This is a genomic window from Pseudomonas sp. MB-090624, from assembly GCF_003205245.1.
Taxonomy (GTDB): domain Bacteria; phylum Pseudomonadota; class Gammaproteobacteria; order Pseudomonadales; family Pseudomonadaceae; genus Aquipseudomonas; species Aquipseudomonas juntendi.
In genome coordinates this window covers 39212-51999 of the sequence record NZ_QJRK01000052.1, presented here as the reverse complement: position 1 = coordinate 51999, position 12788 = coordinate 39212, and the positions used below count along the sequence as shown (strand labels likewise).

The following is a 12788-nucleotide window of genomic DNA, read 5'->3' as shown; positions in this document are numbered from 1 at the left end:
ACCCACCCCTTGCAAGCCTGTTGGGACCTGCAACTGGGAGGGCTGGCGGCCGACGCCTTGCAACTGGCGCTGGCACACGGCCTGTTCGATCACCTGCAGCAATACCTCGCCCCCGCCCAGGTGGCGCAGGCCCTGGACTGGCAAGCCGAGAGCGCCGACTACTTCCTGGAACTGCTGTGGAGCCTGGACCTGCTCGAACGCCATGCTCAGCGCCCGGCGCGCTACCGCAATAGCCCGCTGGCCGACCGCCACCTGCGCAGCGGCGCGGCCCAGTACTGCGGCGATGCCTTGATGTTCCGCCACCGCGTGCTGCGGGAAACCGGCGCACAACTGGACGGCTACCTGCGCACGGGCATGCCGCGCCAGGTGCCGAGTACCGCCCAGCTCGACCGGGGGTGGGCCAATGCCGCGCGCTTGCAGATCGCCCAGGAACAACGAGCGGTCACCTGCGACAGCGCCTGTGCCTTGCTGGCCAGCCTGCCGGAGTACCCACGCCTGCAACGCCTGCTCGACCTCGGCGGCGGGCCGGGCCTGGTGGCCATCGCCCTGGCCCGGCAACTGCCGGCGCTCAGCGGCGTGGTCCTCGAATACCCCGAGACGGCACAGGTGGCCGCCGACAATATCGCCGCCGCCGGCCTGGGCGCCCGGCTGAGCGCGCGCGGCGCAGACCTGAACAGCGACGACATCGGCAGCGGCTACGACCTGATCTGGTGCTCGTCGGTGCTGCACTTCGTCGACGACCTGCCGGCCACCTTGCAGCGCCTGCACGCGGCGCTCGCGCCCGGTGGCCTGCTGGTGTGCTGCCAGGCTGAAGTGCCCCAGGCCCGTCAGGTCGCGGCCCAGGTGCTGCCCTACTACCTGCACATGCGCCTGCAAGGCCGCCACGTACTGGCCGAGGGCGAGCTGGCGCAGCTGCTGCGCGACAGCGGCTGGCGTGGTGTAGAGCAGGTCGATGGCGTGCGCTACCCACTAACGCCGGTAACGGCAGTCATCGCCCGCAAGGCCAAGGAGTGACACCATGACCCGCCCCCCTGTCATCGCCCTGCAACTGCTGTTCGGCTGGCTCAACCTGGCCTTGGCCGTGCCGAGCATCTACCTGATGTTCGGCCTGCCGCTGGTCATGCGCCAATACGGCTGGAGCGGGACCGAGATCGGTCTGTTCCAGCTGGCCGGGCTGCCGGCGGTGTTCAAGTTCCTCATGGCCGTGCCGGTGCAACGGGTGCGCCTGGGGCGCTCGCCGTTGCCGCGCTGGCTGGCGTTGCTCGGTGGCGTGCTGATCGTGCTGTACGCGCTGATCGCCCGCGACAACCTCATCGAACAGCGCCTGGCGCTGTTCGCCATGACCTTCGCCATCAGCATCGTCGCCACCTGGATGGACATCCCACTCAATGCCCTGGCGGTGCAATGGCTGCCGCGCCACGAACAGGTGCGTGCCGGCAGCATCCGCGCCGCGGCCTTGTTCGTGGGTGCGATCGTGGGCGGCGGCGCGATGTTGCTGGTGCAGTCGCGCCTGGGCTGGCAGGCGCCGTTCGTGATCATGGGCGCGGCATTGGCACTGGGGGTGCTGGCGCTGCTGCTCGTAGCCAGGCGCCTGCCGAGCGTGCCCACACCGGCAGCCATGGCACCGGGCCTGGTGGCCGATTGGGCCGGCTTTTTCGGCCAGCCGGCGGCACGCCAGTGGACTTGGTTGCTGCTCAGCGCCTTCCCGTTCATCGGGGCGGCCTGGCTGTACCTTAAACCCCTGCTGCTCGACCAGGGCATGGCCCTGGAGCAGGTGGCCTGGCTGGTGGGCATTGCCGGGGGCACGCTGGGCGCATTTGCCAGCCTGGTGGGCGGGCGCCTGATTCCGCTGCTGGGCACAGCACGGGCGATTGTCCTGTACCTGCTGGCGGCGCTGCTGGCCTTGGGGGTGCTGGGCCTGGCGGTGTGGCTGCGGCTGGGCCAGCCCTGGCTGATCGCCGGTGCATTACTGCTGGCCTTGGCCATGGGGGCGGTGTCGGCGCTGATGTTCGGCCTGACCCTGTTCTTCAGCCGCCAGCAACGCAGCGCCAGCGACTATGGCCTGCAGTCGAGCCTGTTCGTGGTCACCCGTCTGGCTGCACCGGTGCTCGCCGGCCTGCTGCTCGACCGCCTGGGCTATGGCGGCCTGTTGGCCAGCCTGGGCGCTGGCCTGGCGCTGGCGCTGGTACTGGCGTGGCGGGTGCGCCACAGCATCGCCCGCAGCACCGACGCCCTGTTGCGCACCCCCGGCGACGCCGCCCCAGGCACCGCTTCCATCACCCTTGAGGGCAAACCATGAAGCCACACCGCTACGGCATCTGCCTGATCAGCCGCGATCCGGCGCTACGGGCCGACGTCAGCGCCGTGCTCGACCGGCTCAACCACTGGCTGGGGCATGAGACCCCGCACGCCAGCCAGCATTGGCCCGACGCCCAGTTGCAGAGCCTGTACCGCCAGGTCGCCGGCCAGGCCGAAGCCTACCTGCGCCAACAGGCCAAGCCAGGTGCGCTGGCCCTGGAACTGCTGGCCTTCGACGACCTTGCCCAGGCCCAGGCGGCGCTGGCCACCGCCTGCCCCTGCGACCACGTGCTGCTGGATACCCGTGACCTGCAAGCGCAACCCGAGCACGACCCCTTGGGCGCCCTGCTCGACACCCAGCCCGAAGCCCGCCGCTCGCCCAGCAGCGCCGTGCTGCTGTGCCATGCGCAGCACCTGCAGCACTGGCTGACCCGCCTGGGCGGCAACCGCCTGCTGCGCGTGCCCCACGAAGACCGCGCGCTGCGCCGCGCCGACCTGCTGCGCCTGTTCGTCGACCACCTCGAGCACGCCTACTGCAACCGCTTGCTGGCACGCACCACCCTGCAATCGGCTGAGCCGGTGAGCCTGGCCCGCGACATCCAGCAGCGCATGACCCAACGCTGGGGCCAGGCCTGGGATTGCCATTTCTTCACCGGCTCCATGGTCGCCGGCCTGCTCGACTCGCTGGGCGAGCTGCTGCGGCCAACCGCCTGCGGTTTCCACAGCGCCTGCAACGAGCACGCCCTGGCCGTCAGCGCCCTGGCCGGCTGGCAGCTGTACCAACGGGCCTACGTGATCGTGATGACCTCGGGCATGCTTGACGAGATGCGCGGCACCCTGGCCAACCTCAAGCGCGCCGGTGCGCCGGGCCTGGTGGTCTGCGCCGACTCGCCGGAGTCGGTCTGGTTCGCCTTCCAGGGCACCCTGGACGCCGACAACGATGGCCATCAGGTCATCGCCGCCCGCGGCCTGTGGCAGCGCTTCGTGCGCCGCCCGGATGAAGCCGCGGCCTGTGTCGAACAGGCCTTCGCTGCCCTTGACCAACGCCCGGCGCCGACTTTCCTGTTCGCCACCCAGGCGGTGCTCGAATCCCGCGCGCAGCTGGAAGGCCCGCCCCCGCCCATGCCCGCCACAGCCACGCAGCAGGCGCTTACGGCACCGGAATTGGCGGCGCTGGAGCAGTTGCTGGAGGTGATCAACCACACGCCGTCACGCCTGCTCTGGCAATGCGGGCGGCTGGCTGCCGACGAGCGCCAGCGGGTGGTCGAACTGGCGCGCCGCGCTGGCATCGCGCTGGCCGACAGCATTGTCGCACCCGGTAGCGTATGCGCCTATCAGGACCAGGAGCCGGTGCCCAATTACCTCGGGCCGCTGTCGATGTACGGATTCAGCCGCCGCGTGCACGCGTTTCTCGAAGGCACCGACAACGAGCCGGGCAAACCCTGGCTGATGTTCGTCAAAAGCAAGATCGACCAGTCCGCCACGCCCTACTCGGAAGGTCGCCTGCCCAGGCTGTTCCACATTGCCCAGGTCAACCACCAGCCCGGCCATATCGCGCCGTTTTGCGAGCTGCCAGTGCCGCTGGCCCTGAACAGGGTGCTCGACTACCTGGAGCCGCGCCTGGCCGTACCGGCCGCGCTGCTGCGCACCCGCCGAGAGCGGCTGCAAAGGTTGCAGCGCACCCGCGAAGTGCTGCCCAGCGACCAGATCGAAACCCTGCCGATGACGCCGAACTACTTCTTTCATCGCCTCGGCCAGTTGCTTGGCGAGCTGATCGAGCGCGATGGCTACCGCTACACCGGTGTCTACGACGTGGGCCGTTGCAGCCTGTCGGCCCTGCGTAACCTGCCCCGTACCGACGCCGGCTTCTCCGGTTGGTACGGCCGGGCGCTGATGGGCGATGCGCTGATGTCGCTGCCCTACATAGCCCTGAACGACGAGCGCCATGTGCTGGCGTTCATTGGCGACGGTGCCCGCGCCCTGGTGCCGGACATCGAGCAGCGCCTGGCGATGAGCCTGGCCAGCAGCGCCGATGCCGGCCAGCGCAACGTCACGGTGATGTACCTGGCCAACGGCGTGCTGTCGATGATCCAGACCTACCTGGACAAACGCTATGCCTGCCACGGCGCCAGCCAGGTCAACGTGCCGCTGGCCGAGGGGCCGCTGTGGGAAGAGCGCGCGTTCGGCCCGCTGCGTGTCTGCCGCGCCCGGCTGCTGCAGTTCTGCCCCGACACCCTGCGCCAGGCGCTGACTGCGCCGGGGCGCCTGAACTTCTTCGACGTATGGCTGGGCCACAACTCCGAGGGCGATGGCTTGAGCCTGGTCTCGGAAACCGCCTGGAGCCGCCTGAACATGGAAAACTGCTGATGAAATTCGGATTCATTGCCCACCCCACCTCCACTGGCCTGCTGCATCAGGTCAAGCTGGTGGACATGCTCGACCGCACCCTGGAAGAACAGGCCTGGGGTTACCAGGCCGAGCGCTGGCAGCAGCGCAACCTGGTGCCGTTCATCGATTTCGGGCGCATCGTCAGCGCCTGTGGCGCCGAGTGCTCGGGAATGCTGCAGTTCATGCCGCTGACCGCCGAGCAGATGCTGCGCCAGCCGCGCGCGATTGCCGAACGGGTGCTGCAGGGCGTGGCCGCGCTCAAGGCCGAAGGCGCCGAACTGGTGGGCCTGGGCGGCTTTACCGCGATCGTCGGCAACCGCGGCGTGGCGACCATGCAGCAGGCCGAGGTGGCCGTTACCACCGGCAACTCGCTGACCGCCTTCGCCGCCTACGCCAACCTGATGGACAGCCTGCGCCTGCTGGGCATCGCCGCAGCGGACGCCGAGGTGGCGGTACTCGGCTACCCGGGGTCGATCGCCCTGGCCGTGGCGCGGTTGCTGGCCGAACAGGGCTGCCGGCTGCGCCTGGTGCACCGGGGCAACGCCCAGCAGGCCCAGGCGCACCTGGACTACCTGCCCAGCCAGTACCACGCCCAGGTCACCCTGCATGACAACCTTGAAGACTGTTACGCCCAGGTGCGCTTCTATGTAGCCGCGACGTCCAGCGGCGGCCTGATCGACCCACGCCGGCTGCTGCCAGGCTCGGTGGTGCTGGATGCCGCCTTGCCCAAGGACGTGATGGACGTGCCCCACCAGCGCCGCGACATCCTGCTGGTGGACGCCGGCCTGGTCTCCGCCAGCCCCGCCGTGCACCTGGGGCTGCGCAGCCTGGGCCTGGAGCCCAAGCGCAGCCTCAATGGCTGCCTGGCCGAAACCATGATCCTGGCGCTGGAGGGCCGCGCCGAGCCATTCTCCCTGGGCCGTGAGTTGCCGGTGCACAAGGTGCTGGAGATCGGCCGCATCGCCGAGCGTCACGGCTTCAGCCCTTCGCCCATGAGCCATGACGGCGAAGTGCTCGCCAGCGAGGCCTTCGACCGCCTGCACCGCCACCACCACCCGCGCCGTGCGCTACGCGCCAGCGACGCGACCGACGAGCCCCTGGCCTTGCGCCGCGAAGTGCTCAACAGCTTTGCCGAGCACATCAACCCGGTGCTGCGCGAGTTCTACCGGTTCAACCACATCGAGCGGGTGTTCAGCCAGGGCCAGGGCTGCTGGCTCACCGACCTGGACGGCCGGCGCTTTCTCGACTTCGTCGCCGGCTACGGCTGCCTCAACACCGGCCACAATCACCCGGCCATCAGCCAGGCCTTGCAAGGCTACCTGCAAGCGCAATTTCCCACCTTCATCCAGTACCTCTCGGCGCCATTGCACGCCAGCCTGCTGGCCCAGCGCCTGGCGGCACTGGCGCCCGGTGGGCTGAACCGGGTGTTCTTCAGCAACTCCGGAACCGAGGCGGTAGAGGCGGCACTGAAACTGGCCCTGGCCGCCAGCGACAAGCGCAGCGTGGTCTACTGCGACAACGGCTACCACGGCAAGACCCTGGGCGCACTGTCGGTGACCGGCCGGGCCAAGCACCGCACCCCCTTCGAGCCCCTGCTGCCGCGCTGCGACAGCCTGCCCTTCGGCGACCTGCACGCGTTGCGCAGGCGCCTGGAGCAAGGCGACGTGGCTGCCTTCATCGTCGAGCCGATCCAGGGCGAAGGCGGCGTGATCCTGCCACCGCCCGGCTACCTGGCTGGGGTTCGTGCGCTGTGCGATGAGTTCGACTGCCTGTGGATACTCGACGAGATCCAGACCGGCCTGGGCCGCACGGGCAAGCTGTTCGCCTGTGAGTGGGACAATACCGCGCCAGACATCATGGTGCTTTCCAAGTCGCTGTCCGGCGGCCTGGTGCCAATCGGTGCCACGTTGTCCCGCGACGCCGTGTGGGAACGTGCCTATGGCGATATCGACAGCTTCGCCCTGCACACCTCGACCTTCGGTGGCGGTAACTTCGCTGCCGCCGCAGCCCTGGCGGCGCTGGATGTGCTGGAGCAGGACGGCCTGTGTGCCAATGCCGCCGAAGTGGGGGCGTTTCTGCAGGCCGGCTTGCAGCGCCTGGTGGACCGCTACCCGTTTCTGGTGGCGGTGCGCGGCCGCGGGCTGATGCTGGCGATCGAGTTTCACCAGGACATGCGCGGCGGCGTGCAGGCGTTGGTCAAGGAACTGGCGGGGCGCATACCGGGCCAGGCCATGGCCACCTACCGCATGCTGTCGGGCGCTGCCCGCGCGCACCTGGAGGCCGCCGCCCAGGCATTGGAGCAGAACCTGGAAGACATGTTCGTGCTGCGCTTCATGACCAAGCTGTCCGAGGAACATGGTGTGCTCACCTTCGTTACCGCCAACAACAACCGGGTGATGCGTATCCAGCCGCCGCTGGTGCTCACGCGCGAGGAAGCCGAACGCTTTCTGAGCGCCTTCGCCAGCGTCTGCGAGGACTTGGCCACGTTCCAGTCCTGAGCCACGGGGGCTGCCACGCAGCCCCTTTGCGCCCTGCCACCGCCCCGCCGACAAAACCCATAGTTTTACCGCGCTTTGCCATACGAATCGGGCCGCTCGGCGGATTGAACCGGCGGCCCACACAATTGAAAATGGTTCCAGTTCGTATCTACTGAATGGAAGAAAGCGATATGACCTTACCGCCTCTGGTCGAGCCCGCAGCCGAGCTCAGCCGCGAAGAAGTGAACCGCTACAGCCGTCACCTGTTGATTCCCGACATCGGCGTACTCGGCCAGCGCCGCCTGAAGAACGCCAGGGTGCTGGTGATCGGCGCCGGCGGGCTGGGCTCGCCGACCCTGCTCTACCTCGCCGCAGCCGGCATCGGCACCCTGGGCGTGATCGACTTCGACCGGGTCGACGAGTCCAACCTGCAACGCCAGGTGATTCACAGCGTCGACACCCTCGGCGAGCTCAAGGCCGAGAGCGCTCGCCAGGCCATCGCCCGCCTCAACCCCCTGGTCAAGGTGCACACCCATACCGAACGCCTGGAGGCGGACATGGCCGTGGAGCTGTTCAGCGGCTACGACCTGATCCTCGACGGCACCGACAACTTCGCCACCCGCTACCTGGTCAACGACGCCTGCATCCTGGCCGACAAGCCCTACGTATGGGGCTCGATCTTCCGCTTCGAAGGCCAGGCGTCGGTGTTCTGGGAGAATGCCCCGGGCGGTCGCGGCCTGAACTACCGCGACCTCTACCCGGAGCCACCGCCGCCGGAGCTGGCGCCCTCCTGCGCCGAAGGTGGCGTGCTGGGGGTGCTGTGCGCGGTCATCGCCTCGATCATGGCTACCGAAGCGATCAAGCTGCTGACCGGCATCGGCGAGCCACTGCTGGGCCGCCTGATGGTCTACGACGCGTTGCAGATGAGCTACCGCGAGCTGCCCTTGCGCCGTTTGCCGCAGCGCCAGCCGGTCACCGCCCTGGGCGACTACCAGGCGTTGTGCGGGCTGGACCGCCCCGCTGCCAGTGATGCAGCGCCCGTGCCGCAGATCAGCGCGGTGCAGCTCAAGTCGCTGCAGGATGCCGGACGCGCGCCGGTGATCATCGACGTGCGCGAGCCGACCGAATGGGACATCGTGCGCATCGACGGCGCGGTGCTCATGCCCAAGTCTGCGCAGGTGGCGACGCAGATCGTCGAGCGCTACGGCCACGACACCGACCTGGTGATCACCTGCAAGTCGGGCATGCGCTCCAGAGCCGTGGCCGGCGACCTGCAACGGCTCGGCCACGGCAGGGTGCGTGACCTGCAAGGCGGCGTGCTGGCGTGGGTGCGCGAAGTGGAACCGGCCCTGCCGAGCTATTGAGGGCGCCCGCATGGTTCTGCGCATCACCGCTCAGGCCCTGGAACAGGTAAGGCACCTGGCCCAGGCCGCGCATCCCATCGAGGCCTGTGGGCTGATTGCCGCCGCCAGCGGCGAGCCGCTTGCACACAGGGTGGTACCGATGCGCAACCAGGCCGCCAGCCCCACCTGGTTCAGCTTCGATCCGCGCGAGCAGTTGCAGGTCTGGCGTGAGCTGGATCAGCGCGACGAAGACTGCCGGGTGATCTACCACTCGCACACCGCCAGCGAAGCCTGGCCAAGCCGCGAGGATATCGCCCTGGCCAGCGACCCCCAGGTGCATTACCTGATCGTCTCGACCTGGGGCGAGGTGCGGCACGCCGCGCGCAGCTTTCGCATCATCGACGGACGGGTGTTCGAAGAGCCCCTGTGCGTCCAGCCCTGACCCTTGCCGGCACCCCCGGCACAACGTGTACCACAAGGAGAAAAGCATGTCGGTTTCCGTGATCGTCCCCACCCTGCTGCGCCCACTCACCGACGGCCAGAAGCAGGTCCAGGCCCAGGGCGATACCGTGCGCCACATCATCGAGCACCTGGACAGCCGCTACCCCGGCATCAAGGCCCGCTTGGTGAAAGACGACCAGGTGCACCGTTTCGTCAACATCTACGTCAACGACGACGACATCCGCTTCGCCGACGGCCTGGCCACGCCTATCCGCCCCGGTGACCAGCTGACCGTACTGCCCGCCGTGGCCGGCGGCTGACCCACCGCTCACCGCTTCGCGGGCCCGCCCGCGAAGCCTGCTCGCCCGTAACCTGTCCGCGAGATCCGCCATGTCCCGTATGCTAGATGACGCCAGCCTCGGCTGGCGCAGCGGCCCCTCCCTGCCCGGCTGGCAGGGCCTGAGCCGCGCCCTGCAACACCACGGCCAGTGCCTTGGCCTGCGTGCCCTCGACGGCCTGGCCGAAGGGGCCGCGCTGCAGTTGGCCCACCCTGATCTGCACCCCGTTCACATGCGGTTCGTTGCACCGCCAGGTCTGCCCCTGGAGAGCACCAGCGAGTTCATACAGCAAGCGGCCTGCGGCCTGATGTCGGTGCACGGCCGTGCCAGCGGGCGCCCGCAAGCACTGGGCGTGGATTACCTGGCCGCCCTCAACGCCGCCCTCGCCTGGCAGGCCAGCCTGGCTGCTGCCGTCGGCCAACTGCGCGGCGGGCAGTTCACCCAGGTAAGCCTGGACCCGCTGCGCGGCGGCCTGCTGAGTATCGGCCAGTACCTGGCTGGCGCAACCGCACCGGAAGACGCCGAACGGCTGCTGCCGGGGCAAGACGACGCCCTTGCCCGCCCGCCGTTCGTTTCCCTGGAAGGCACGGCCTTCGAACTGGAAACCCTCGACAGCCAGCCCTGGCGCCACTTCTGGCACGCCCTCGGCTTGCCCGACAGCCTGGCCGGCAAAGCCTGGCAGCACTTTCTGCTGCGCTATGCCAAGGCCGTGGCGCCGATGCCGGCCGAATGCCTGGACGCACTGGCGCGCCTGCCGCTGGCGCAGATCCGGCAGCAGGCGCGGGCCAGCGGGGTAGCGCTGGTGATACTGCGCAGCCCGGCGCAGCGCCAGGCCGATGCCGACTACCCGGCCAGCCTGCACACCCCCTGGCGGCTGACACCCGGCCCGCAGGCACCGCTGCGACCAGCCCCGCGCCCAGCCGCGCTACCGCTGCAAGGCCTGCGCGTGCTGGAGTCATGCCGCCGTATCCAGGGGCCGCTGGCCGGGCACCTGCTGGCCCTGCTAGGTGCCGAGGTGATCCGCCTGGAGCCGCCAGGCGGCGACCCCCTGCGGCACATGCCGCCCTGCGCCGATGGCTGCTCGGTGCGCTTCGACGCGCTCAATCACCTGAAGACGGTACGCGAAGTGGATATCAAGTCCGCTGCAGGTCGCGCCGAGATCCACGCCCTGTGCGCCGACGCCGACGTGTTCCTGCACAACTGGGCCCCCGGCAAGGCCGCCGAGCTGGGTCTGGATGCCGCCGACCTGCAGCTTGCCCAGCCGAGCCTGGTGCATGCCTACGCCGGGGGCTGGGGCGATGCCCCGGTATCGGCGCCCGGCACCGACTTCACCGTGCAGGCGTGGTCCGGCGTCGCCGAGCGCATCGCCCGCGCCAGTGGCACACGTGGCGGCACGCTGTTCACCGCGCTCGATGTTCTGGGTGGTGTGATCAGCGCGCAAGGCATCTGCGCCGCGCTGCTCGACCGCAGCCTGCACGGGCGCGGCAACCAGGTACACAGCTCGCTGCTGGGCGCCGCCGACCTGCTGCTGGCCACCCCCTGCAACAGCACCCCGCCCAGCCTGCTGCAAGGGGTGTTCGAGACCGGCGACGGCCTGCTCGCACTGGACTGCCAGACACGCCAGCAGTGGCAAGCGCTGGGGCAACTGCTGGGCGGCACCTGCACCCCCGCAGAGCTGCCCCGGCGCCTGGCCAGCGCCGACGCCCGGCACTGGCAGACGCGCTGCCAGCAGGCTGGCATTGCCGCCAGCCAGGTGCATCAGGACCTGGCGTGCCTGGCCAACGACCCGCGCCTGGCCGACTGCTTCGGTCAGCGCGCCTACCGATCCGTTCAATCACCCTGGAGTTTCACATGAACACTGCCGGCATCATCGACCTGGTACCCCAGGCTGCCCGTCGCCGCTGGCGCGAAGACGGCAGCTACCCTAATCGCGACGTGTTCGACCTGTTCCGCGAACGCGCCCGGGAAACGCCGGCCAAACCGGCGGTGCTGTCCCCCGAGGGCGACGTCAGCTATGCCGAACTGCTGGGCGCAGCCCTGCGCCTGGCCGGCAGCCTGCGCCAGTCGGGCATCGTTGCCGGCGACGTGGTGGCCTACCAACTGAGCAACAGCTGGCGCTGCTGCGCCATCGACCTGGCGGTGGCGGCCCTGGGCGCCATCGTCGCACCCTTCCCGCCGGGGCGCGGCAAGCTCGACATCCAGGCGCTGGTGCGCCGCTGCGATGCCCGGGCGGTCATCGTACCGGCCACGTATGCCGACATCGACCTGTGCGAGGTCATCGAGTCGCTACGCCCAACCCTGCTCTCGTTGCGCGTGCTGATCGTAGACGGCGCACCGCGTGCAGGCTGGTCGACCCTCGACGCCCTGTTCGAGCATGCGCCGATCGACAGCACCAGCCTGCCGCGGGTATGCCCGGACTCGCCAGTACGCCTGCTGGTGTCTTCCGGTACCGAATCCGAGCCCAAGCTGGTGGCGTATTCGCACAACGCACTGATCGGTGGACGGGGGCGCTTCCTGCAGCGCATCAGCGACGACGGCGCCGAATTCCGCGGCCTGTACCTGGTCCCGCTGGGGTCCTCGTTCGGCTCTACCGCCACCTTCGGCGTGCTCAGCTGGCTGGGCGGCTCGCTGGTGGTACTGCCGCGCTTCGAGGTGGGCGAGGCGATCAAGGCCATCGCGCGCCTGCGCCCAACCTTCATCCTTGGCGTGCCGACCATGCTGCAACGCATCGCCGCCGACCCGGCCCTGGCGCAGATCGACACCTCCAGCCTGCGCGGGCTGATCTGCGGCGGTTCGGTGATCGACCAGGCCACCGTGCTGCGCTGCAGCGAAGCGTTCGGCTGCGGTTTCATCAGCCTGTATGGCTCGGCCGACGGGGTGAACTGCCACAACACCCTGGACGACCCGCTGGAAGCGGTGCTGGGCAGCGTGGGCAAGCCCAACCCGGCGGTCTGCGAGATACGTATCGTCGACGACCTGGGCCGCGAAGTGCCCCAAGGCAGCGTGGGTGAAATCACGGCACGCGGCCCGCTGAGCCCGATGCAGTACGTCAATGCGCCTGAGCTGGACGAGCGCTATCGCGACGCCGAGGGTTGGGTGCGCACCGGCGATCTGGGGTTCATCGACGCGGCCGGCTACCTCAAGCTCGCCGGGCGCAAGAAGGACATCATCATCCGCGGCGGCGCCAACATCAGCCCGGTGCAGATCGAAGGCCTGGCCATGGCCCACCCGGACGTGGTGAGCGTGGCCTGCGTGCCGGTGCCCGACCCGGACCTGGGCCAGCGCGTATGCCTGTGCGTGACCCTGCGCGACGGCGCCCCGCGCTTCGCCCTGCAGGACATCACCGGGTTCCTGCGCGAACAGGGGCTGGAAGTGAACAAGCTGCCGGAATACCTGCGCTTTTATCGCCACCTGCCACTGACACCGGCCGGCAAGGTCGACAAGCGTGCCTTGGCCGCCGACGCAGCCGGGCTGGGCGAGCCCGTGCGGCAGGTGGGCTGAGC

Annotated in this window: 9 protein-coding genes; all 9 read left to right on the top strand. The window is 69.2% G+C overall.

The window, feature by feature from the left end; translation table 11 throughout:
* On the top strand, positions 1-1014 hold a 1014-nt coding region (locus DMX12_RS24255; protein ID WP_110679663.1), incomplete at its 5' end, for a class I SAM-dependent methyltransferase.
* A 4-nt stretch (positions 1015-1018) separates the two neighbouring features.
* Entirely contained in the window at positions 1019-2299 is a 1281-nt protein-coding gene (locus DMX12_RS24250) for an MFS transporter (RefSeq protein WP_029886048.1), read from the top strand.
* Positions 2296-4665 (top strand): thiamine pyrophosphate-binding protein, encoded by a 2370-nt coding sequence (locus DMX12_RS24245; protein WP_110679660.1) that lies wholly within the window; start codon positions 2296-2298, stop codon positions 4663-4665. The genes DMX12_RS24250 and DMX12_RS24245 overlap by 4 nt, the downstream gene beginning before the upstream one ends.
* Positions 4665-7184 carry an aminotransferase class III-fold pyridoxal phosphate-dependent enzyme gene (locus DMX12_RS30175; RefSeq protein WP_110679659.1) on the top strand — a complete coding sequence of 840 codons (2520 nt, stop codon included), beginning with the start codon at positions 4665-4667 and terminating at the stop codon, positions 7182-7184. Before DMX12_RS24245 ends, DMX12_RS30175 begins: the two co-directional genes overlap by 1 nt.
* 170 nt (positions 7185-7354) lie before the next feature.
* The gene (gene moeB, locus DMX12_RS24235; protein WP_110679658.1) at positions 7355-8527 is read left to right on the top strand and encodes a molybdopterin-synthase adenylyltransferase MoeB; all 1173 of its coding nucleotides are present in this window, start codon (positions 7355-7357) and stop codon (positions 8525-8527) included.
* Between the two features lie 10 nt (positions 8528-8537).
* Positions 8538-8948 carry a Mov34/MPN/PAD-1 family protein gene (locus DMX12_RS24230; RefSeq protein WP_110679657.1) on the top strand — a complete coding sequence of 137 codons (411 nt, stop codon included), beginning with the start codon at positions 8538-8540 and terminating at the stop codon, positions 8946-8948.
* A 46-nt stretch (positions 8949-8994) separates the two neighbouring features.
* Complete coding sequence (locus tag DMX12_RS24225; protein WP_009681732.1) at positions 8995-9267, top strand: MoaD/ThiS family protein; 273 nt, start codon at positions 8995-8997, stop codon at positions 9265-9267.
* Between the two features lie 70 nt (positions 9268-9337).
* The gene (locus tag DMX12_RS24220) at positions 9338-11140 is read left to right on the top strand and encodes a CoA transferase (RefSeq protein ID WP_110679656.1); all 1803 of its coding nucleotides are present in this window, start codon (positions 9338-9340) and stop codon (positions 11138-11140) included.
* Positions 11137-12786, top strand: a complete 1650-nt coding sequence (locus DMX12_RS24215; protein WP_009681730.1) for a class I adenylate-forming enzyme family protein — start codon at positions 11137-11139, stop codon at positions 12784-12786. Before DMX12_RS24220 ends, DMX12_RS24215 begins: the two co-directional genes overlap by 4 nt.
* The last annotated feature ends 2 nt before the right edge of the window (positions 12787-12788 follow it).